At 60.7% G+C, this 23,041-nt stretch carries 16 protein-coding genes, 1 tRNA gene and 1 pseudogene; 5 read left to right on the forward strand and 13 right to left on the reverse strand.

The window, feature by feature from the left end; genetic code table 11:
* Positions 1 to 179 precede the first annotated feature (179 nt).
* Together F7R06_RS20425 and F7R06_RS20430 are read right to left on the reverse strand one after the other, a co-directional pair.
* Positions 180 to 881, reverse strand: a complete 702-nt coding sequence (locus F7R06_RS20425; protein ID WP_090318317.1) for a tetratricopeptide repeat protein — start codon at positions 879 to 881, stop codon at positions 180 to 182.
* A 57-nt stretch (positions 882 to 938) separates the two neighbouring features.
* Complete coding sequence (locus F7R06_RS20430; protein WP_090315992.1) at positions 939 to 1,619, reverse strand: Fe2+-dependent dioxygenase; 681 nt, start codon at positions 1,617 to 1,619, stop codon at positions 939 to 941.
* A 207-nt stretch (positions 1,620 to 1,826) separates the two neighbouring features.
* Between F7R06_RS20430 and F7R06_RS20435 the strand changes: the two genes are divergently transcribed.
* Complete coding sequence (locus F7R06_RS20435) at positions 1,827 to 4,145, forward strand: TonB-dependent receptor (protein ID WP_090315989.1); 2,319 nt, start codon at positions 1,827 to 1,829, stop codon at positions 4,143 to 4,145.
* Between the two features lie 259 nt (positions 4,146 to 4,404).
* Positions 4,405 to 6,933, forward strand: coding sequence for a PepSY domain-containing protein (locus F7R06_RS20440; RefSeq protein ID WP_090315986.1), 2,529 nt, complete (start codon positions 4,405 to 4,407; stop codon positions 6,931 to 6,933).
* A 123-nt stretch (positions 6,934 to 7,056) separates the two neighbouring features.
* Here the strand turns inward: F7R06_RS20440 and F7R06_RS20445 are convergent, their stop codons facing one another.
* The 3 genes from F7R06_RS20445 to ptsP are packed head-to-tail and all read right to left on the reverse strand — an operon-like array spanning position 7,057 to position 12,610.
* Complete coding sequence (locus F7R06_RS20445) at positions 7,057 to 8,796, reverse strand: PTS fructose-like transporter subunit IIB (protein WP_090315984.1); 1,740 nt, start codon at positions 8,794 to 8,796, stop codon at positions 7,057 to 7,059.
* Positions 8,797 to 8,807: 11 nt separating this feature from the next.
* Positions 8,808 to 9,749, reverse strand: a complete 942-nt coding sequence (gene pfkB, locus F7R06_RS20450) for a 1-phosphofructokinase (protein WP_090315981.1) — start codon at positions 9,747 to 9,749, stop codon at positions 8,808 to 8,810.
* Complete coding sequence (ptsP, locus tag F7R06_RS20455) at positions 9,749 to 12,610, reverse strand: phosphoenolpyruvate--protein phosphotransferase (protein WP_090315978.1); 2,862 nt, start codon at positions 12,608 to 12,610, stop codon at positions 9,749 to 9,751. Before ptsP ends, pfkB begins: the two co-directional genes overlap by 1 nt.
* Positions 12,611 to 12,903: 293 nt before the next feature.
* Between ptsP and cra the strand changes: the two genes are divergently transcribed.
* Both cra and F7R06_RS20465 read left to right on the forward strand, forming a co-directional pair.
* On the forward strand, positions 12,904 to 13,899 hold the full coding sequence (gene cra / locus F7R06_RS20460; RefSeq protein WP_090315974.1) for a catabolite repressor/activator: 996 nt from the start codon (positions 12,904 to 12,906) through the stop codon (positions 13,897 to 13,899).
* A 3-nt stretch (positions 13,900 to 13,902) separates the two neighbouring features.
* Complete coding sequence (locus F7R06_RS20465) at positions 13,903 to 14,679, forward strand: TatD family hydrolase (RefSeq protein ID WP_090315971.1); 777 nt, start codon at positions 13,903 to 13,905, stop codon at positions 14,677 to 14,679.
* Here F7R06_RS20465 and F7R06_RS20470 read toward each other — a convergent pair whose 3' ends face one another.
* From F7R06_RS20470 to F7R06_RS20490, 6 genes and pseudogenes are all read right to left on the reverse strand, one after another.
* Entirely contained in the window at positions 14,680 to 15,069 is a 390-nt protein-coding gene (locus F7R06_RS20470) for a hypothetical protein (protein ID WP_090315969.1), read from the reverse strand.
* A gap of 231 nt (positions 15,070 to 15,300) precedes the next feature.
* A complete protein-coding gene (locus tag F7R06_RS31535; RefSeq protein WP_425530745.1) occupies positions 15,301 to 16,230 on the reverse strand; it encodes a methyl-accepting chemotaxis protein in 930 nt (309 codons plus the stop codon).
* A pseudogene (locus F7R06_RS31540) lies at positions 16,207 to 17,298 on the reverse strand (methyl-accepting chemotaxis protein); the annotation flags it as partial. The gene F7R06_RS31535 and the pseudogene F7R06_RS31540, both read right to left, overlap by 24 nt.
* 207 nt (positions 17,299 to 17,505) lie before the next feature.
* A complete protein-coding gene (ampE, locus tag F7R06_RS20480; RefSeq protein WP_090315963.1) occupies positions 17,506 to 18,342 on the reverse strand; it encodes a regulatory signaling modulator protein AmpE in 837 nt (278 codons plus the stop codon).
* Positions 18,339 to 18,914: a 1,6-anhydro-N-acetylmuramyl-L-alanine amidase AmpD gene (gene ampD / locus F7R06_RS20485; protein WP_090315958.1), complete on the reverse strand. Its 576-nt coding sequence runs from the start codon at positions 18,912 to 18,914 to the stop codon at positions 18,339 to 18,341. The genes ampE and ampD overlap by 4 nt, the downstream gene beginning before the upstream one ends.
* 64 nt (positions 18,915 to 18,978) lie before the next feature.
* A complete protein-coding gene (locus tag F7R06_RS20490; protein WP_090315955.1) occupies positions 18,979 to 21,162 on the reverse strand; it encodes a DUF1631 domain-containing protein in 2,184 nt (727 codons plus the stop codon).
* Positions 21,163 to 21,407: 245 nt separating this feature from the next.
* On the opposite strand from F7R06_RS20490, the gene nadC reads away from it, so the two are divergent.
* The gene (nadC, locus tag F7R06_RS20495) at positions 21,408 to 22,256 is read left to right on the forward strand and encodes a carboxylating nicotinate-nucleotide diphosphorylase (RefSeq protein WP_090315952.1); all 849 of its coding nucleotides are present in this window, start codon (positions 21,408 to 21,410) and stop codon (positions 22,254 to 22,256) included.
* Positions 22,257 to 22,318: 62 nt separating this feature from the next.
* On the opposite strand, the gene F7R06_RS20500 is transcribed toward nadC, so the two are convergent.
* Both F7R06_RS20500 and F7R06_RS20505 read right to left on the reverse strand, forming a co-directional pair.
* Positions 22,319 to 22,624, reverse strand: a complete 306-nt coding sequence (locus tag F7R06_RS20500) for a DUF6388 family protein (RefSeq protein ID WP_090318312.1) — start codon at positions 22,622 to 22,624, stop codon at positions 22,319 to 22,321.
* 338 nt (positions 22,625 to 22,962) lie between these two features.
* Positions 22,963 to 23,038 (reverse strand) — tRNA-Thr (locus tag F7R06_RS20505).
* Between the last annotated feature and the right edge of the window lie 3 nt (positions 23,039 to 23,041).

The following is a 23,041-nucleotide window of genomic DNA, read 5'->3' on the forward strand; positions in this document are numbered from 1 at the left end:
CCATGACGCGTCATGGGCTTTTTTGTGCCTGGAATTCAACTTAGAGCCACAATCCGCGACTCCCCCTTGTGGCGAGGGAGCTTGCTCCCGCTGGACTGCGCAGCAGTCCCATTTTTTGGGGGCCGCTGCGCGACCCAGCGGGAGCAAGCTCCCTCGCCACAGTTGCCGTGCTGATCCATTTATTCCGGGCTCAACTCTTGAATTCGCTGCTGATATTCAGCCACCAGCACGCGAACCCTTGGGTCGGCCGATGCCGACAATGCTTCACTCGCCACCCGCAGGAAATTCAGATTCCCTCCGGCCAGTGCCTTGCGCAGCCAGACCAATGCGTCGTCGATATTTCCCTCTTCGGTCAACACCGCCGCAAAGCTGAATTGTCCGCGAAAGTCCCCGCCTTCGGCCGAACGTCGATACCAGTCGCGAGCGGCTACCAGGTCCCTCGGGCAAACCCGCCCCTCTTCCAGATAACGCCCCAGCAGGTTCATCGATTTCGCATGGCCGAGTGCTGCGGCGCGGCGGTACAGCTCCAGTGCCTGCACTTGATCCTCGACGACCCCGCGTCCGGTCGCCAGGAGGTTGGCGTAGTTGTACATCGCCCAATCCAGCCCGGCTTCGGCTGCAATTCGGTAATGCCGCGCGGCAACGGCAGCATCGGCAGCGCAACCCCAACCGTGTTCATGGCAGCGACCGAGCATGTTGCGCGCCATCAAATGCCCACGTCGTGCAGCGATCTCAAACCAGCGCACCGCCAACGGCTGATCCCGGGCGATGCCCTGCCCGTCCAGCAGTATCTGCCCGAGCAACGCCTGCGCATCGAGGATGCCTTCGCCGGCAGCCATCAGAATCGCCTGGGCCGCACGCGCAGGGCTTTCGTCGAGCATGGCTTTTAGCCGATCACCGTCGAGGACTTCTTCGCGGCGCAATCGAAAATCCGCCACTTACACCTCGACCCAGCAGCGCAACAGGTTGTGATAGGTGCCGGTCAGGCGGATCAGCGACGGATGGTCCGGCACGTCCTGGGTCAATTGACGAATCGCGCCGTCCATTTCAAACAGCAAGGCGCGCTGGCTGTCTTCGCGCACCAGGCTTTGGGTCCAGAAAAAAGAGGCGTAGCGGGCCCCGCGAGTGACCGCGTTGACCTTGTGCAGACTGGTGCCCGGGTACAGCACCATGTCACCGGCCGGCAGCTTCACGCGCTGGGTGCCGTAGGTGTCCTGAATTTCCAGTTCGCCGCCGTCGTAATCCGCAGGCTCGCTGAAAAACAGCGTTGCCGACAGATCAGTGCGCACCCGTTCAATGCTGCCCTTGGGCTGACGCACTGCGTTGTCGATATGGAAGTCAAAACTGCCACCGGCCGTGTAACAGTTCAGCAACGGAGGAAAGACCTTGTGCGGCAATGCAGCGGACATGAACTGCGGATTTTTCCACAGACGCTCCAGCATCGCCGCGCCGATCTCCTTGGCCAGCGGATGGCCTTCGGGCAATTGCAGATTGTGCTTGGCCCTGGCCGACTGATAACCGGCAGTGATCTTGCCGTCCGCCCAATCGGCCTGCTCCAGAGCCTCGCGAATGCGCCGCACTTCTTCTTTTTCGAACAAGCCGGGGATGTGCAGCAACATAGGCATGGCACCAGAAAGAGAAAGGGCGCTAATGGTATTGATTCTTATTGCCAATGTAAAACCCGCCAGACGAACAAGTCGGTAAAAACCGTAAGGGTAAATTGTAAAGAATGTAAATTCGATGCGAATAGCAATATTTCGCAATTGATACGAATACGTATTTACCCTATATTCCGCCGCCTCAAATCCTTGGGGAGGGGAATAAAAATGTCACGCCAGCAACCACAATTACCTGTCAGCTCACCGCGTTTACTCGCTTCTGCAATTGGCGTGGCGATCACCGCCGGCTCCGCGGGCCACATGGTTTTCGCGGCTGAAAAGACCGATGAAAAAGCGCCGGGCAACACCATTTCCCTGGGCGCGACTGCCATCACTGGCGAAGCACAGGACCAGACTTCCTACAATGTCGAAAAAGCCTCCTCGCCCAAGTACACCGCGCCGCTGGTAGACACACCGCGTTCGATCACCGTGATCCCGCAGCAAGTGCTCAAGGACACCGGCGCCCTGAACATGCAGGACGCCCTGCGCACCGTTCCAGGCATCACCTTCGGTGCCGGTGAAGGCGGCAACCCACAGGGCGACCGTCCATTCATTCGTGGCTTCGATGCCCAGGGCGATACTTACCTGGACGGCGTGCGCGACACCGGTTCGCAGAGCCGCGAGATTTTTGCCGTTGAATCGATCGAAGTCAGCAAAGGACCGAACTCGGCCATCGGTGGCCGTGGCGCGGCGGGCGGCAGCATCAACCTGGTGAGCAAAAAAGCGCACCTGGGCGACTCGTTCGACGGCGGCTTTACCTGGGGTTCCGACCAAACCCAGCGCTACACCATGGACGGCAACTACCAGTTCTCCGAGACCGCCGCCGGCCGTCTGAACCTGATGAGCCATGAAAGCAACGTCGCCGGCCGCGACAGCGTCGATTACGATCGCTGGGGCGTTGCACCCTCGCTGGCCTTTGGCCTGGGCACCGATACCCGGGTCAACCTCGATTACTACCATCTGGAAAGCAACGACACCCCGGATTCGGGTATCCCCTACTCCATCCCGGCTGCCGGCTCGGCTGCCCGTACCAAGGCCAACCCGGACAAGCCGAACGACGGCGGCGACAGCAGCAATTTCTATGGCCTGGATAACCGCGATTTCCGCAAGGGCCGCACCGACACCGCGACCTTCGCCATCGAGCACGATCTGAACGACTCGCTGACGGTCAAGAACACCCTGCGCCACGGCACCAGCATGCAGGACTACATCCTGACCCAGCCGGACGACAGCAAGGGCAACGTCAACAACGGCAGCGTCTGGCGTCGTGCCAACACCCGCGTGAGCAACACCGAAACGACCACGAACCAGACCGACCTGTTTGGCGATTTCCATCTCGCAGGCTTCAAGAACAGTTTCGCCACCGGTATCGAGTTCACCCACGAGGAAAATCAAAAATCCTCGTACAACGTCAACACCGACACCACCCCGGGCACAGCGGCGGTGACCACCAACTGCAACCCGGGTCTGATCGGCGCGGCGAGCGGCTACAACTGCACCTCGTTGTCCAATCCGACCCCAAGCGATCCGTGGAACGGAGCGATCTCGCGCAACTACGCCGGCACCGACACCAAGGCCGACACCTATGCCTTGTACGTGTTCGACACACTTGAGCTGTCCGAACAATGGCTGGTGAACATGGGCCTGCGTTACGACCATTTCGACACTCGCTACAAGACCTACACCGCCGCCGGCGCCACCACGTCCAAGGGTGACGACGTCAGTGAGTTCGTGACCGGTCAATTCGGTGTGGTCTACAAACCGGCAGAGAACGGCAGCATCTATGCGTCGTACGCCACGTCCGCCACGCCGCCGGGCAACACCCTCGGCGACGGTCAGGAAGGCAACCCGCTAGGCGGCACGCCTGATCGCAACGGCAATCTGCTGAGCAGCGACATGGAGCCGGAAACCACCAAGAACTACGAAATCGGCACCAAGTGGGACCTGATGAACGATCGCCTGTCGTTGACCGCCGATATCTTCCGTACCGAGAAAGAAAATGCTCGGGTACAGACCAACACCACGTCCTATGAAAACGTCGGCAAAACCCGTGTTCAAGGTGTCGAACTGTCGGCGACCGGCCGCATCACCGACAAATGGCAGGTCTTCGCCGGTTACGCCTACATGGACAGCGAACAGGTCGATGGCGGCCCGCTGGGCGCGGTCAACGACGGCAACGAACTGCCGAACACGCCGAAAAACAGCGCCAGCCTCTGGACGACCTATCAGGTCACGCCGAAGCTGACCATCGGTGGCGGCGCGTTCTATGTCGATGACGTGTTCGGCAGCGTGGCCAACACCACCATGGTCGATTCCTACGTTCGTTACGATGCCATGGCGGCCTACAAGCTGACCAAAAACATCGACCTGCAACTGAACCTGCAAAACCTGACCGACGAAACCTACTACGACAAGGCCTTCTCGACTCACTTCGCCAACCAGGCGGCGGGCCGTACTGCGTTGCTGAGCACCAACTTCCACTTCTGATGGAAACGTGAAATCGCAACCTCTATAGGAGCGAGCTCGCGATGGACTTGAGAACGACGCGGGGTGCCAGGATTTACGCGTTATCGTTGACGACCATCGCGAGCAGGCTCGCTCCTACAGAAGGGTGAAGGCCGAAACAGGGCCATGCCCCGTTCATCCAGATGAACGGGGCTTTTGTGTGTAAAAAAGAATGCTTCTCGACAACCCACGGCATAATGCGCGCCGTGATGATGACTTTTGAACGAACAAGGCGAGCGACGTGTTGAAGAAAACCCTGTTCCAGTTGCACTGGTTTTTTGGCATCAGCGCCGGACTCGTCCTGGCCCTGATGGGCATCACCGGGGCGACGGTATCGTTTCAGGATGAAATCCTGTATGCGCTGAACCCCTCGGTCTTGCAGGTCCAGAAGCAGGTCGCCGGGGTGCTGCCGCCCGCCGAACTGGTGGAGAAAATCGAGACGGCCACGGGCAAAAAAGTGACGGGGCTTTCGGTCGACATCGACAGCGGAATCGCCGCAAAAGTGTTTTTCACCCCGCCACCGGGCGAGCGGCGCGGACCGATGCGTTACTTCGATCCTTACACCGCCGAGCTGCTGGGCGACGCCACTGGCCAGGATTTCTTCGGCCTGATGCTGCAATTGCACCGTTTCCTCGCCATGGGCGATACCGGTCGACAGATCACTGGTGCCTGTACCCTGATCCTGGTGTTCTTCTGCCTCTCCGGCCTGTACTTGCGCTGGCCCCGCCAGTGGAAAAGCTGGCGTGCCTGGCTGACCCTCGACTGGAAGAAAAAAGGTCGCAGCTTCAACTGGGACCTGCACTCGGTCGCCGGCACCTGGTGCCTGGTGTTTTACCTCCTTGCCGCCTTGACCGGGTTGTCCTGGTCCTACGAGTGGTACAACAAGGGCCTGACCCGTTTGCTCTCCGACTCACCGCAGAACGAGCGTGTACGCGGTGGTCGTGGCCCGGCGCCCGATGGTCCGGCGCCGACGGCCGATTACTCGGCCATGTGGCTGAGCATCTATAGCGCTGCCGGCCCCGGCCTGAGCTTCTACAACACGCGCATGCCGCCCGTGGCCGGTCAACCGGCGACCGTGTTCTACCTCTTGAAAAACTCCCCTCACGACCGCGCGCTGAACCAGATCACCCTCGATCCGGTCACCGGCGATATCAAACGGCATGAGCGCTACAGCGACAAGCGCTTCAAGGGGCAACTGCTGACCAGTCTCTATGCGCTGCATGTCGGCAGCTACTTCGGCATCGTCGGGCGGATCATTCTGACGATCACCGCGCTGAGCATGCCGCTGTTTTTCGTCACCGGCTGGTTGCTGTACCTCGATCGCCGACGCAAAAAACGCCAGATCAAGGACGCCCGCAAGGACCTCGCCCAACCCGCCAGCGACGCGCCGGCGTGGCTCATCAGCTTCGCCAGTCAGAGTGGCTTTGCCGAGCAACTGGCCTGGCAGACCGCCGGTCAATTGCAGGCGGCCGGCCTGCCGGTGAAGGTGCAACCGCTGGCGACCGTCAGCGAGCAGGACCTGCGTAGTTCGAGCAACGCACTGTTCGTGGTCAGCACCTTCGGTGACGGCCAGGCGCCGGACAGCGCCCGTGGTTTTGAACGCAAGGTGCTGGGCCGGGCGTCGAGCCTGGAGCGTTTGAACTACGCCGTGCTCGGTCTCGGCGACCGGCAGTATCAACACTTCTGCGGTTTTGCCCGACGCTTGCACACCTGGCTGGGCGAACACGGCGGCAAGACCCTGTTCGCCCCGGTGGAAGTCGACAGCGGCGACCCTTACGCCTTGCGTCACTGGCAGCAACAACTGGGCCTGCTGACCGGGCAAGCACCGGTCGACACCTGGCAAGCGCCGAGCTACGACCACTGGCCGCTGATTCGTCGCGAGTTGCTCAACCCGGACAGCAGCGGCTCGCCCGTGTACTTGCTGGGCCTCAAACCGCCCACCACCAGCAGTTGGCTGGCAGGCGACCTGGTGGAAGTGTTGCCACGCAATGGTTCCTGGGCAATCGAGCATTTCCTCGACGGCCTGGGGATTGACGGTCGCGCCACGATTGAACTCGATGGCCGGGCGCAGCCGCTGGAGCAAGCACTCGCCAGCCGCCAGCTGCCGACGAATCGGGTGCATCTGGTCGGTCTGCATGCCCAGGCGCTGGCGGATGCGCTGGTGCCCCTGGCCATGCGCGAATACTCCATTGCCTCGATTGCCGCCGACGGCGTGCTGGAGCTGATCGTTCGCCAGGAATTGCACCCCGATGGCAGCCTCGGCGTCGGCTCCGGCTGGCTGACCGAACATGCGCCGGTGGGCAGCACCATCAGCCTGCGTGTGCGCCGCAACAGCGGTTTCCATCTGCCGTCGAACCCCGTGCCGATGATCCTGCTGGGTAACGGCACCGGGCTGGCCGGACTGCGCAGCTTGCTCAAGGCGCGGATTGCCGACGGTCAACAACGTCACTGGCTGCTGTTCGGCGAGCGCAATCGGGAACACGACTATCTATGTCGCGACGAGCTGGAAGAGTGGTTGATTTCGGGTGATCTGCAGCGCCTGGATCTGGCGTTCTCGCGGGATCAGGCGGAGAAAATCTACGTTCAGGATCGCCTGCGTGAATCAGCCAAGGAACTGAAGAAGTGGTTGGCCGAAGGGGCCGTGATTTACATCTGCGGCAGCTTGCAGGGTATGGCTTCGGGAGTCGATCAAGTGCTCAACGATGTGCTCGGCACCGCCGAAGTGGAACGTCTGATCGAACAGGGCCGCTACCGCCGCGACGTTTACTGACACCTCAGATTTCCCTTGTAGGAGCGAGCCTGCTCGCGAGGGTGGTCAACGATAACGCGGGGCACCTGATAGCCCGCGGCGCCGTTGAGTCCATCGCGAGCAGGCTCGCTCCTACAGGGGGGATCAGGCGCTGACGGGCTCGATCGCCAACTCCGTCACCTCAGGCCGCTTGACCAGCGCATACACCACCGCCGTCAACAAACTCCCCGCCACAATCGCCAGCAAATACAGCAATGCATGGTTGATCGCATTCGGGATGGCCAGCACGAACAATCCACCGTGGGGCGCCATCAGCTTGCAGCCGAAATACATCGACAGCGCACCGGTCAGCGCACCGCCGGCGATGCTCGCCGGAATCACCCGTAGCGGGTCCTTGGCGGCAAACGGAATCGCCCCTTCGGAGATGAAGCACAACCCCAACACCAGCGCCGCTTTACCGGCCTCGCGTTCAGTCTGGGCAAACTTGCGCCGGGCGATGAACGTGGCAATGCCAAGGCCGATCGGCGGCACCATGCCTGCCGCCATGGTCGCGGCCATCGGTGCATAACTCTGCGACGCCAGCAGCCCGACCGAGAACGCATAAGCGGCCTTGTTGATCGGCCCGCCGAGGTCGACGCACATCATTCCGCCCAGCAACACGCCGAGCAGGATCGCATTGGTAGTGCCCATGCTGTCGAGGAAATGCGTGAGCCCTTCGAGCATCCCGGCCACGGGCTTACCGACCACGTAGATCATCACCAGGCCCGTGAACAGACTGGCCAGCAACGGGATGATCAGAATCGGCTTGAGCGCCTCAAGGCTTTGCGGCAACCGCGCATATCGATTGATCGCCTGGGCGGCGTAGCCGGCAAGGAAACCGGCAATGATCCCGCCGATAAAACCGGCGCCGAGGGAGCTCGCCAGCAAACCGCCGATCATCCCCGGCGCCAGACCCGGACGGTCGGCGATGGAGTAAGCGATATAGCCCGCCAGCAATGGCACCATCAACTTGAACGCGGTCTCGCCGCCGATCTGCATCAACGCCGCCGCCAACGTGCCGGGCTCCTTGAACGCAGTGATGCCAAATACAAACGACAAGGCAATCATCAGACCGCCCGCCACCACCATCGGCAACATGAACGAGACACCGGTGAGCAGGTGTTTGTAGATGCCGGTCTTCTCTGCCTTGACCGGGCCGCTGGCACCGCTCGCGACGCTTTCCTGCGAGCCTTCGGCCAGCGCTTTGTTCAGCGTGGCTTCGGCCTGCTTGAGGGCAATGCCGGTGCCGCAGCGATAAATTCTCTTGCCGGCGAAACGCTCGGTGGCGACTTCGATATCGCACGCCAGCAGCACCACATCAGCCTCGGCAATCGCTTGCGCACTCAGCGGATTACGCGCGCCGACGGAACCCTGGGTTTCCACTTGCAGCTCATACCCCAGGCGCTTGGCTGCTTGCTGCAAGGCTTCGGCAGCCATGAAGGTGTGGGCGACGCCGGTCGGGCAAGCGGTGATCGCGACCAGGCGCGGTGCGTTTTTGCTTACCGCAACAGGTTCTGCGACGGCTTCAGGCGCGACGTACACCCGAGCCTCTTCGGCGCCACGGCGCAACACCGCCTCGACGTCCTGCAGGGCTTGCGCCGGGGTACTCTGGAATACTCGCTTGCCGACGAATCGCGACATGTCCACCGGCGCGCTGGTCACCAGCAATACCCATTCGGCAGCCGCGATCGTCGCCGCCGACAATTGCCGTTCAGGATGCGCCGCATCGTTCACTTCGACACTGGTGCTCCAGCCCTGACGTTGGGCCGCTGCATCCAGCAGACGGGCGCACAGCACACTGGTGACCATGCCGTTCGGGCAGGCAGTAACAATGGCTAATTTCATGACCAACCCTCTTATTGTTCTGTCAGGGGGCGCACGCGCACACCCTGTTCGAGCCGCGCCAATTGCGCTGCATCGCTGATACCGAAACCGATCTGGGTGACGGCCATCGCGGCAATTGCCGTGGCGCTGCGCAAGGTCTGCTCGGGCAGATCGGCGCTGACCAGGCCGTGGAGCATCCCCGCCAGCAACGAGTCGCCCGCGCCCACCGTGCTGGCGACGCTGACTTTAGGTGGCGTGGCATGCAGCGCCGAACCGACACTGAACCAGTTCACGCCATCGGCTCCGTGGGAAATCACCACATGCTCGATACCCTGCGCGTGCAGGCGGTTCGCCGCTTCGGCCTGGGCGGTGACAGAGACCACCTCGCAACCCAGCACTTCAGCCAGCTCTTCAGTGTTCGGCTTGATCAGCCATGGACCGGCCTTGAGCGCGGCGCGCAAGGCATCGCCGCTGGTGTCGAGCGCGACCTTTAAACCGAGTTTTTTCAAGCGCAGAATCAACGCCTGCAACCATTGCGGGCTAACGCCCTGTGGCAGGCTGCCGGCGACGACGACGGCGTCATGCCCCGGAGCGATCCGGTCAAGACGATCCAGCAAGGCCTGCTGTGCGCTCGCGCTGACCTGCGGCCCCGGGCCATTGATGTCGGTGATGCGGCCATCGCTTTCCGCCAGTTTGATATTGCTGCGGGTCTCGCCCGGCACGCGGATGAACGCGTCTACAAAGCCGCGTTTGGCGAACAGGGTTTCGAAGGCCTGGAGGTTGTCTTCGCCGAGAAATCCGCTGACCGTGAGTTGATGCCCAAGGTCTGCCAATACCTGCGCCACGTTCAACCCTTTGCCTGCGGCGTGGGTGTGCATCGCATCGCTGCGATTGACCTGACCCGGTTCCAGGCGCGGTAACTGGACGGTGAGGTCCAGCGCCGGGTTGAGGGTCAGGGTTAATATCCTGGCCATTACAGGGCCTCCACTAATGCGCGCACTTCGTTGGCGCTGCCCACGGCGAGCGCCGCTTGGGCAAGGGTTTTCGTCTGGCTCAGGCTGAGTTCACGGATCCGCGCCTTGACCTCGGGAATGCTGCGCCCCGATACGCTCAACTCGTCCACACCGAGCCCGACCAGCACCGGCACCGCCAGCGGGTCGGCCGCCAGTTCGCCGCAGACACCGACCCACTTGCCATGGGCATGGGCGGCGCGCACGGTGATGTCGATCAGTTGCAACACCGCCGGATGCAGGCCATCGGCCTGGGCCGACAAGGTCGGATGTCCACGGTCGATGGCCAGGGTGTATTGCGTCAGGTCGTTGGTGCCAACGCTGAAGAAGTCCACCTCTTTGGCCAGCACCGGCGCCAGCAATGCCGCGGACGGCACTTCGATCATGATCCCCAGTTGCAGGTCCGCGACCGGAATTTCCAGGCGCAGGCGTTCGGTCATGTCCCGGGCCTGGCGCCACTCATCGACGCTGCCGACCATCGGGAACATGATCCGCAGCGGACGGTTGTCGGCCGCTCGCAGCAAGGCGCGCAACTGCGCTTCCATGATGTGTGGCCGTTGCAGGGTCAGGCGAATGCCACGAACACCGAGGAACGGGTTTTCTTCCTTGGCGATCGGCCAATAGGGCAGCGGTTTGTCGCCGCCAACATCAAGGGTGCGCACCACCAGGGGTCGGCCTGCCAGGCCATCGAGGACACGCCGGTATTCGACCTCCTGGGTCGCCTCGTCCGGGGCTTGCGGGTGCGCCATGAAAATCAGTTCGGTGCGCAACAGGCCAATGCCTTCGGCCCCCTGCTCCACCGCTCCGGTCACGCCAGCGCTTTCACCGATGTTGGCAAACACTTCGACCGCATGACCGTCGCGGGTCACGGCCGGTTGATGGCGCTGTTCAGCGGCCACCTTCAATCGTTGTTCACGGGTGTCGCGTTCTTCAGTGGCCCGTTGCAGCGTTGCGCTATCGGCGTCCACATGCAGGCGACCGCGTTGGCCATCGATCAGCAACGGCGTGCCCGGCGCCAGCAGCAACACGGCCGGACCGGCACCGACCAATGCCGGAATACCGAGCGCCCGGGCAACGATCGCACTGTGGGCAGTAGCGCCGCCGCGAGCGGTGAGGATGCCTGCCACGCGAGTCGGGTCCAGACGCGCAACGTCGGATGGACCGACTTCGTCCATCACCAGAATGTACGGTTGCTCGGGTTCGCTCGGGGTTTCGATCCCGCAGAGCGTCGCCAACACCCGACGACCGATATCACGCAAATCGGCAGCGCGTTCGGCCAGCAAGGCGTCCTGCAGCGCTTCCTGCTGCCGGGCCGCCGCTTCGATCACCGACATCCAGGCCGCTTCCGCGCTTTCGCCCTGCTTGAGACGGGTGTCGACTTCATCGGTCAATTCCGGGTCGTCGAGCATTTCCTGGTGGGTGACGAAAATTTCGCGAATGGCCTTGGCCTTGCTGCGCTCGATCAAACCACCGATGTCGCGACGCACATCCGCCAGCGCCTGCTTAAGACGATCGCGTTCGATGGCGGCGGATTCACCTCGCAGCGGGTAGTCGATGGCTTGCAGCACTTGAATATGCGCCGGGCCGATGGCGATACCCGGTGCGGCGGCGATGGCTTGAATCACGCTACCGGACGCCGGGGCGAGCAGCACCTGGGCGGTCTCGACAAACTCTTCGCGCGGCTGGCTGACGGGTGGCAGCGGCTCGATTTCTTCACCGAGGCCTTCTTCGATGGCAGCCAACAACGCGGGCAGGGCATCGGCGGCGATGCTCGGCTCGGCGATGATTTCCAGCACCTGACCACGACGGGCGCCGAGGCTGAGCAACTTGCTCAGGCTCTTGACCGATACTGCGCTGTCCTGACCATCGACGATGCGGATGCGAATTTCACCTTCAAAACTCTTTGCCAGTTGCGCGAGGATCTTCGCCGGCCGCGCATGCAAACCGTGGGCATTGGCCAGGGCGATCCGAGCATTCGGCCAGTCCGCCGGCAGTTCACCGCCGAGGACTTCAAGCACCGCGCGGCAACTGGTGGCACGGCCCAATTCGTGGCCGCGACCTTCAATCAATAACGCGCACAGTCGCTCCAGCAAGGCTTGATGGGCCTCACCCAGGCTGGCCAGGCAGAACAACCCGTGCAGCGGCTGACCGAGGTAACGCAGCGGTTTGTCCGGGGTCACGAACGCCAGCCCGGGGCGTTTCACTGTTTGCTCACTGTGCAGCCACCACAGCCCATCGCCCAGGGGCAGCGCCTCGACCTGTTGCAACACGGCGGAGAAACCGTTGCTGACGCAGTCGGCCTGACGCAACAAACGCGCACCGCGCCAGACCAGCTCTTCGAAATCTTCGGCCGCCACACCCAGGCCAATCATCTGCGCATCCAGCGCCAATTCCTGCGGCGCGCCTTGCAGCAGTTTCAGCAGCGCCTCGGCGGAACTGGCGCGGCGCAGGGCCTGGCCCAGATCGGTCTCGCCCAGGGCGCGGGTCAGCAATTGCAGCAGGCGCAGGTGTTCATCGGATTTGGCGGCGATGCCAATGGCCAGGTAGACGATCTGCCCGTCGCCCCAGTCAACGCCATCGGGAAACTGCATCAGGCGCACACCCGTGGTGAATACCTGATCGCGGGTTTCCGGGGTGCCGTGGGGGATGGCGATACCTTGACCGAGAAAGGTCGAGCCCTGGGCTTCGCGCGCCTGCAAGCCCGCGAGATAACCATCGGCAACCAGACCATCGGTAACCAGATGCCGGGCCAGCAACTGCAAGGCTGCGGACTTATCCACAGCCGACTGGCCCATGGATATCTGCTCTATGGTGAGCTCGAGCATGCTTTCTCCTTTTGGCACCTGTTGGCACCAGGTATTGTTTTGATTGATTCAGCTTAGGCGCTTGTCCTGTGACAGTCTTCAGCGGTTTCGTGGCAGAACCGGCCAAAGGCGCCCATAACGTAGAAAATACGCTTGCTGAAACGTTTAATCTAGATTGATTGGCACGTTACTCGATAATGGCCCATCCTTGAAGTCCAACTTGTCGGCTGCGCGAAGGCGGGATCGCCTGCGCGAATCGGTTAGGATTGGCAAAAAATGTCGAGGCAAGCTCGAAAAAACAAGGAAATCCCGGGTTGAAACTCAGTGATATTGCCCAGTTGGCCGGTGTGTCCGTTACCACCGCCAGCTACGTCATCAATGGCAAGGCCGAACAACAGCGCATCAGTAGCGCCACCGTAGAACGCGTACGTGCAGTCGTCGAACAACATGGCTTCACGCCCAATCCTCAGGCCGCCGGGCTGCGCAGCCGGCACACCCGCACCCTGGGGTTCATTTTGCCGGATCTGGAAAACCCCAGTTACGCACGAATCGCCAAACTGCTGGAACAAGGCGCACGCGCTCGCGGCTATCAGTTGCTGATCGCCAGTTCCGACGACGCGCCGGACAGCGAACGGCAATTGCTGAAACTGTTCCGCGCCCGCCGCTGCGATGCCCTGATCGTTGCCAGTTGCCTGCCGCCGGGCGATGACAGCTATCGCCAGTTGCAGGCCAAGGGCATTCCCATCATCGCGATCGACCGGGTCATGGAGCCAGAGCACTTCTGCTCGGTGATCAGCGACGACCGCGAAGCCAGTTTGCAATTGACCCGCAGCCTGCTGGACCCGCTGCCCAAGCAGATCGCCTTGATCGGTGCCCGCCCGGAACTGAGCATCAGCCAGGAACGCGCCGCCGGTTTCAAAGAGGCCTTGAAGGGCTTTAACGGCGAGGTGCTGATCGAACAGGGCGAATCCTTCAGCCGCGAATGTGGCAAACAACTGATGGAAGAGTTACTCCAGCGTGTAGGGCATTTACCCGAAGCACTGGTGACCACGTCCTATGTATTATTGCAGGGCGTGTTCGATGCCTTGCACGACTTCCCGCTGAAAAACCGCCCGTTGCGCCTCGGCACGTTCGGCGACACTCAGTTGCTGGACTTCCTGCCACTGCCGGTCAATGCCATGGCCCAGCAGCATCAGCTGATTGCCGACAAGGCCCTCGCACTGGCCCTGGCTGCCATCGAGCAATCCGATTACCAACCCGGCGTGCAGGCCATCGCGCGCACCTTCAAGCAGCGTATCCGCCAGGACTGAACCGTGGAGCTGATCGACAGCCACACCCATCTGGACTTTCCCGATTTCGACAAGGATCGTCGGGCGCTACTGGCGCAAAGTCGCGCCCTCGGGGTACGAAGGATGGTGGTGCTGGGGGTTTATCAGGGTAATTGGCAACGCGTCTGGGATCTGGTGCAAAGCGATCCCGACCTGCATGCCGCGTTCGGTCTGCATCCCGTGTATCTGGACGATCATCGGCCCGAAGATTTACGCGAACTCGGTGAGTGGCTGACCCGTCTGGCCGGTCACCGACAGTTGTGCGCAGTGGGTGAGATTGGCCTGGATTACTTCATCGAAACCCTCGACCGCGAACGCCAGCAAGTGTTGTTCGACGCACAGCTGCAACTGGCCGCGGAGTTCAATCTGCCGGCGCTGATCCATGTGCGACGCAGTCATGCGGCGGTCATTGCCACGCTCAAACGCTTTCGCCTGCCACGCGCCGGCATCATCCACGCCTTCGCCGGCAGCAAGGAAGAGGCGCGCGAATACATCAAGCTCGGCTTCAAACTGGGCCTCGGCGGTGCCGCCACCTGGCCCCAGGCGCTGCGCATGCACCGGGTCCTCGCCGAGCTGCCGCTCGAATCGGTGGTTCTGGAGACTGACTCACCCGACATGGCACCGGCCATGTATCCCGGCCAACGCAACAGCCCGGCGCACCTGCCTGCCATTTGTGCAGCACTGGCTGGCATCATGGCGATCAGCCCCGAGCAACTGGCGGCTGTCAGCACGGCCAATGCCTGCGAGTTGTTCAACTGGTAATCAGTCGGCGTGAGCCTTGGCGGCCTCAAGCGTCAACGTCATGTGCTGACGCTGACGGGCAAAGCGCACGGAGATGAAGTAGACGAAAACCGCCAGTAGCGAGCAGTTGAGCTGCTCCCAAACGCTGATCCTGCCCAGCCACTCCAACAACAACGCCACCATCAATACGGTGCAAACCATGATCAACAGGCTGGCCTTCAACATGGCCAGGGAATCAAGCGACCTGAAGCGCTTGATCTGTTTCGGGTCGTTCAGTTGCAAGGCTTTTCGGCAGTGTGTGCAGCTGAAGGCTTCGTTGATTGCGATGGCGTTGATCTGCCAGCACTCAAGTAGCAGCGTGCGCTGGCAATGGGCGCAGCGTCCCTGGATTCCAAGTGTTGCAACAGACATAGAAAGGCCTCCTCCATGTGGGCACTGAAATGAAACTCCGTTCATTGAAGATGAAAAACAGGAACATGCTGAAAAACAGCAGGTTCCTGACGAAATTTGGGACAGGTATTACAGCGTTTTCAGCCACTGATAGAACCCGTGAGACTGGACTTGCTCGCGACAGTGAGGTGCCAATCGACAACATTGACCATCACGCCATCATCGCCAACAAGCGAGCCCACAGGGGCCTATCTAGACCCGGAATGCGCTAATCAGCTGCTTGAGTTCCACCACCTGAGCCGACAACACGCGACTGGCATCCTCGGTCTGGTGCGCACCTTCAGCGGTTCGTTCGCCAGCGCGATTGATTTCGACAATGTTCTGGTCGATATCGTGGGCAACCGCCGTTTGCTGTTCCACGGCTGCGGCAATCTGCTGGTTCTGGTCGACGATCATGCCGACGGCACCGAGGATGTTTTCCAGCGCCTGCTGGACCTTTTCCGATTGTCCAACCGTGCCATTGGCCATTTCATGGCTCACCCCCATCGCCTTCACGGCGGCGCCGACACCACTGTGGAGCTTGGCGATCATCTGTTCGATTTCTTCGGTCGATTGCTGGGTACGCTTGGCCAGTGTCCGGACCTCGTCTGCCACCACCGCGAACCCACGCCCCTGCTCGCCAGCCCGCGCGGCTTCGATCGCAGCATTGAGCGCCAACAGGTTGGTCTGTTCGGCGATGCTCTTGATCACCTCCAGCACGCGGCTGATGGACTGGCTATCACTGGCCAGTTGATTGATCACCAGCACCGACTGATCTATTTCGCTGGCCAGTGCTGCGATGCTGCCTTGCTGGGACTCCACCAGTCCACGCCCGCTGATGGTTTCATCGTTGACACTGTGGGCACTGCTGACCGCCGCGGCGGCACTGCGCGCCACCTCGAGGGAGGTGGCCGACATCTGGTTCATTGCCGTGGCGACTTGCTCGATCTGGCTGCGTTGCCCAGCCACGGCATGGTTGCTTTGCGCAGACACATTCTCGACTTGCCCGGCCTGGCGTTCGACCTCGCTGACGGTTTGCCCCACGCGCTCGATCAGGTCATGGATTTTCTTCACGGTGCCGTTGAACACCTCGCCCAACTCGCCCAGTTCATCGCGGCTGTTGGCGCTGAACGTCACCGTCATGTCGCCGGCCGCGACTTTATCCATCACCCCGCCAAGGCGTTTGAGGGTGGTGCGGGTCGAGGCGTAGAAGCCGCCATAGAGATAAAAAATCAGCACAAACACCACCGACAGCGCCACAGCCTGCAAAACCATGTGGGTGCGGTTCTGATCCAGGCGTTGCTGCAATTGGGTGCCAAGAAATTTCAGCGTGGCTTCGTTGAGTTGATACGTCTTGTCCATCAGGCCGGTGACCTGATCGTAGAAACCCTGCCACGGTGCATCGAGGGTGTCGGCCATCACGACCTGTTCTTCGAACAGTTCACTGGCCTTCTTCAATGTCGCCCGGCTGCTGTCAGCCTGCGCGGCCAGGGTTTCCCGCGCCGCTTTGCTGGAGCCCAATGCGTCCTGCAACTTCAGGCCATATTCGCCCTGCAATTTTTCGATCTGCGCCAACAGCTCATCGAAACGGGTACTCGAAGCCGAATTGAGAAAGCCCTGCCCCAGGGAAAAAGAGCCCATGGCACGGCCTTCCCCCAGAAGCTGGGTGACTGGCGGGGTGACATTGGTAATGAGCTCGCTCAACTGACGCATGTCGCTCTCGGTATCGCGGCTCAGTCCGGCCTGGCTGGCGACGATCTGGCTGAAAACCTGCGCACTGCCCAGCAACTTGCCGATCATCCCGCTTTTGCTTTGCAGGGAAGTTTCGCTGTGTTGCGCCTTGAAGGCCGCGATCATTTCATCGCGCTTGGCATCGAACACCGTGATTTGTTCGGGGTCCGTGCTCATCGCGGTCAGCCCTTGCAAGCGGGTCAGAAGGCTTTGCTCCAGGGCGCTGATCTGCGACTCGACATTGCCCGCCTTGCCCGACTGGCCAAGGGTGACGTTGATCTGCACCAGGTTGTTGAGGGTTTCCAGATCGCGCCGCAACGCCAGGCTGCTGCCCAACAGGTCGAGGCTTTGCAGTTCGATACGGGTGCCCTGGAATTCGCGATAGGAGTCACGCACCAGGTAGAAGTTGGTCACCAGCATCGGCACCAGGAACAGCACGCTGATCAAGCTGAACTTCATGCCAAAGCTCAGGCGATTCATAAGCGCGACGGCGGGATAGTGCAAGCTCTTCACTGGAAGTCTCCCATTGATTTCTTATTTTTATTGGCAGGCGCAGACAGAGAGCAAATAGCCACTAACCGGCGCTATCTCTGTATAACTTAAATCGGCGGGAGGTTTTGTAACTAAAGGTTAACGAGAAAGTTCGCAGCCATCACTGGCTGCGAACATTGGGTCTTCAGGACCCAATCAGGGCAGTACCGTCCACAGGGCAAATCCCGCATACCAGAGCACTGCGGCTCGCAGAAGCAACTCCCAGATGCGGTCGAGGTTGTTGATGCCTTCAGGTCCAACCACCGGCGCCGGAATTTCACCGGCCACCAGCCCGGCCTTCTCGATCAATTGAGCGGCGCTGATGTTCCAGTTCAGCAGTTCGTGCAACATCACACGACCGACCGCGACAAAGTTGCCAACCAGGGCGAAACTCGCCGCCAGCAGGCGCACCGGCACCCAATCGAAGGCGTGACGCAGTTGTTTGGCGCGCTCGACCACGGCCGGGTTTTGCCCGTGCTCTTCGGCCAGCGCCAGCAATCGATAGCTCAGGGCCGCGACCGGGCCCAACAGGAAGTACCAGAAAATCACCGCGAAAAAGCTCTGGTAGGCCTCCCACAGCAAATGCCCTTCCACTCGCTCAAGCAGTTGTTCACCGCTGTCGGCGCAGATATCCACATCGCGTTTGGCGACAAGGGCCGCGGCTTGCAGGTCCTCCCGGCGCCAGGCATCGCGAAACGGCCCGAGACCGGCCAGCAGATCACCGCGCCCCAGGCTGTAAATCACCACCAGCAGGTGCACGGGCAATGCGAACAGACCGTAGGCCACCGGGGTCAGCACCAGCAACAGCAAACCGAGCAGCGCCACCGGAAACAGCACCATCACGGCCAGGATCAGCCAGGGTCGATTGACCAGACGCGTGCTGACCTCAAGCCTGGCCAGTTCACGCAGCCAAAAACCGTCGCGCTGTACACGGTGGCGCAAGGCCGAGAATTTCTCGATCCAGACTGCCAACAGCAACACCAGAAAGCTCATCGTTGCTCCTTTTTTCCCAATGTAGTCTTTGCCAGGGCCGCGCGGTAGCGTGCCCAGTCAAACGCCGGTCCCGGATCGGTCTTTCGTCCGGGCGCAATGTCGCTATGCCCGCAGATACGCTGTGCCGTGATGGCCGGGAAGACGCTTTGCAATTGAAGCGTCAGCCCCGTCAACGCGTCATATTGGGCGTCGGTGAACGGCAGATCATCCGTGCCTTCGAGTTCAATGCCCACGGAAAAATCGTTACAGGTCTCGCGCCCCTCGAAATTGGAAACGCCAGCGTGCCAGGCGCGCTCAAGGCAAGAGACAAACTGGGTGACGGCGCCATCACGCTCAATCAGAAAATGCGCCGACACCCGCAAATCGGCAATCCCTTCAAAGTAAGGGTGCTCCGTGACATCCAGGCGATTCTGGAAAAACTCCTGCACCTTGCCCGTGGCAAATTGCGCTGGCGGCAGGCTGATGTTGTGGATCACCAGCAGGGAAATTTCGCCCGAGGGGCGCTCGTTGAAGTTGGGCGAGGGGCAGAGGCGCACGTCCTGACACCAACCGCTTGCGGGGTCCAACTGCATAAAGGTTCCTTCAACGACGACTGTGTGAGTGACCAGTATGCCGCGATAGCCCCTCGGGACGCGATCACTTGCCGCGATTGAGACGCCGCAGATGGCCGATCACCGACTCAAGGGCCCGATCAAACAATAGGGTGTCATCGAGTGTGCGCACCGAACCCTGGCGAAACTCCAGAGCCAGGCTCGTGCGACTGCGCTCCAGTACCTTCATGCCGGTACGGTTGATGAAGATGAATTGGCCGGTGCCCTCAATGATCGCCGCCAGTTTGCAACGCAGGGTGTTTTCCGGATCCTCCTGGAATTCGACCCAACAGCCCGGACGCAACTGATCGACCTGACGCAATCCTGCATCGCCCACCGGCAACCGTACCGAATTGCCTTCCACAGGGCCTTCATCGGCGCTCGGCAAAACGATTTTTTCCCGCACTTCGATCAACAGCGGCGTGCCGGCAGGCGAGCCCGGCAGATGCTCGAACGACTGCACATGCAGGTTTTGCAGCTCACTGAAAAATTCGCTGGTGGCGAACGGGTCGAATGCCGAACCGCTCAAACCTTCGCGCAAGGCCTTGAGCAAACCCGGTACCAACGCCAACAGTTGAGTACGGGCGTCGGGCTCGTCATGGCGCTGGACGCTCCAGATCAGTTGCTCCATGGTTTGCACATCGGCGTGCCACTGTGCGGACTGATCGCCCTGTTTGAGGCAGGTCAACAGCAAGACTTTGCTCCAGGCATCCCGGACAAACGCAAACACCGTTTTCGGTAATACCTTGCCCAGTAAAGCCTGATTCAACACTTGCTCGACACATTGACGGGCCAACACGGTTCTGACGCGACCTTCTTCGGCGTCACGGATACGCTGTTCCAACAATTCGCTGCGCCGACGTTCATCACAGGTGAATGTCAGGAAATCGGCCAGCAATTCAGAGAATATCGCCGGATCGTCCCTAAACTCGCTCAACAGACGCTGCACCACCTGCTCGATCCGCACGTACAGGCTGTCACGTTCATGGTCATCGCTCTCGCCCCAACCCAGCGCCGCGTTGGCGATTTCGTTGAGCAGACGCCGGGCCGGATGGCTGCCGCGGCTGAAGAAACTCTTGTCGAGCACCGCTACTTTCACCATCGGGATCTGCAGACGGCCCATCATTGCCTTGAGCGAGACGGGCAAATTACGGTCGTCGAGCATGCATTCGAACAACATGAGGGTCAGATTGATCGCGTCCTCATCGGCCACACCGACGACACGCGACTTGCCGCTTTTGACGCTGCTGCGCGACACCAACTGTTCCAAGCGGGTGCGCAGATCGAAGTCGTCGTCAGCGCCTGGCGTTGGCACAGATTGCTGCAGGTGCGAGAGCAGACGCAGCAGGTCGCGGCTGGAGATCGGCTGCGCCAGGGTATTGGCTTCGAGGTTCGGGGTCATGCTGCCGCGGACGTGGGACAGCAGTTCCTGCAAAGCAGCGAATACTTGCGGCACGCTGTCGTATTCGCCTGGCACTTCGCCGGACTCAAGGGCGACACCAACGGTCGCCTGATCCGCGAAACGACACGTCGGGGCAGGCTTGAGATCAGGCAGCACGCCGGCGGCGATCAAGAGTTGGTTGGCTTGCCCGTAGAGCTGTTCGGCACCACTGAGCACGTAGCGATCGAACAACTTGAGTATGATCAGCTTGACCTTGATTTCCACCCCCAGGTTGCGCGCGGCCTGCAGGAAAAACGCGCAGAGCATCGTCGGCCCCATGGGGTTGTGCTGCTCGATCAGCGTTCGGCCCAGCAACGTACTGAGGCGCGCGGTGAGTTGATCGAGGGCGAATCCGTCGCGATTGAACACCTTGTTGACCATCGACTCCACCGCCACATGACGCTCAAGCTCGTCATGCGGCACCGCAGCAGGGGAGTCAACCGGCAATGCCCTATTCATGAAGGTATGAGTGGCGTCGTAACGGGCAAGACCGATGAATGCCTCGAAAAACTGTTCGAAAAAAAACCGCTCGATACTTTTGCGCTTGAGGCGCAAGTCGCGCATCGCCTGAAAGAAAATGTTCTGCTCGCCGTCGGTGCGAGCGCGGTCGGCCATTTCGAAAAGCGTGTCGTCGGCGTTATCGAACAGCGCCTGCACACCCTGCCGGAGTTGTTGCGTGGCCTTGTCGCGAACCTGAAGCAGGATCACAGGCAAGCGGGCGAGCGGCGAAGGTGTCGCCTGATCGGTAGTCGCCTTGCGCAAAGGCACTACATTCCCGTCTTTGAGCATCCGGCCTCCTGAAAATCCTGTTCGTCAAAGTCATGACGTCAAATACAAGGCGAATTATCTTGTAAAAGATAGCGCTTGCGCCAGAGGACTCTTCAGCTTCTGCGCAAATAGCCCCTCCCTTGAAGACAGGCAGGCCTTGGGAATCGACCAAATGCAGGCATCTGAGCGATGGCGACAGCTCGGATGCCTTGGGTTGCCTCGCACCATGGCCCTATAATCGGGCCACTTTGTTTGTGGAGTCCGTTATGCCGAATCTACGTCTCGCCGATTTGACCGCCGAAATCGAAGCCAACGTGCGCCGCGCGTTACTCGAAGACATCGGCAGCGGCGACATCACCGCACAGTTGATCCCGGCCGAACGCCTGGCCAAAGCCACCATCATTACCCGCGACGCCGCCGTTATCAGTGGCACCGCCTGGGTCGATGCCGTATTTCGCCAATTGGACCCACGGGTTGCGGTGCACTGGCAAGTTGCCGATGGCGAGCGGGTCAACCCCAATCAGGCGTTGTTCCACCTCGAAGGCCCCGCACGCTCGTTGCTGACTGGTGAACGCAGTGCCTTGAACTTCCTGCAACTGCTGTCCGGCGTGGCTACTCGCGCGCAATATCTGGCGGACTTTGTCGCCCAGACCCAGGTCAAGCTGCTCGACACTCGCAAAACCCTGCCGGGCCTGCGTCTCGCGCAAAAGTACGCGGTGACCTGTGGCGGTTGTCACAATCACCGCATCGGCTTGTATGACGCCTTCCTGATCAAGGAAAACCATATCGCCGCTTGCGGAGGTATCCCGCAAGCCATCGCCGCCGCGCACAAAATCGCCCCGGGCAAACCGGTCGAAATCGAAGTGGAAAGCCTGGATGAGCTGAAAGAGGCTTTGGCGGCCGGTGCCGACATCATCATGCTTGATGAGCTGAGCCTGGATGACATGCGCGAAGCCGTACGTTTGAACGCTGGCAAGGCAAAACTGGAAGCCAGTGGTGGCATCAACGAAAGCACGTTGCTGCCCATCGCTGAAACTGGCGTGGATTACATTTCGATTGGTGCAATGACCAAGGATGTGAAGGCTGTCGATCTGTCGATGCGTCTGAGTCTCTGATCAGACGCAATGAAAAACTGCAGGAGCGAGCTTGCTCGCTCCTGCACCTGGCGGGCGCTTTTTCAGACCACCAGATTATTCATCTCGCAGTACTCTTCCCACTCGACGCCCAACACTTCAGCCGCCTCCTTGTGCAGAGCCAGGCGCGCGGCCTCGTACTCTTCCGGGCTCGATGTGTACTTGAGCGTCAATTCCCACGGCTGCAGGCCCTGGGCTTCAGCCTCATCCTCGAAGGCCCACTGGATCTGGTCTTTCTGATCGTCGGCTGGCAAGTCCTTGATCTCTTCGGCTAGCTGGGGCGAATCCAGCAAATACTTCTTGAGTGCCTCTTCGTGCCGGGCTTCCTGGCTCAATTCTTTAACGGTCATGGTGTTCTCGCTGATCTGGGGAATGGAAGATGGATCTGGATCATCAAGGATCTCTCTGACGCAAATAACCGTGTTCAACCCGGTTTGTCTGGCCTTCAGAACCATTCGGGATCATCTGAAAACTGCAGGGCCAAGCTCATGCAGGTTCCGAATATAGGATGTTTATCAGACGATTTACACGACTCTTTACATCAATCCACAAATAAACCGCCCTCACCTTCAGTCTCGCCCACGGACATACCGGCAGCTGTTCCAGCAAAAGCGCCGACAGCAACGCAAGGGACGAACTAAAAAGTACGATCGAGGATTTGAGCAGAAAGGCGAAACAACAGGGGGGATGGTGCCCGAGACAGGAATCGAACCTGCGACCTTCGCGTTACGAGTGCGCTGCTCTACCGACTGAGCTACACGGGCGGT

Source organism: Pseudomonas moorei (assembly GCF_008801475.1).
Classification (GTDB): Bacteria; Pseudomonadota; Gammaproteobacteria; order Pseudomonadales; family Pseudomonadaceae; genus Aquipseudomonas; species Aquipseudomonas moorei.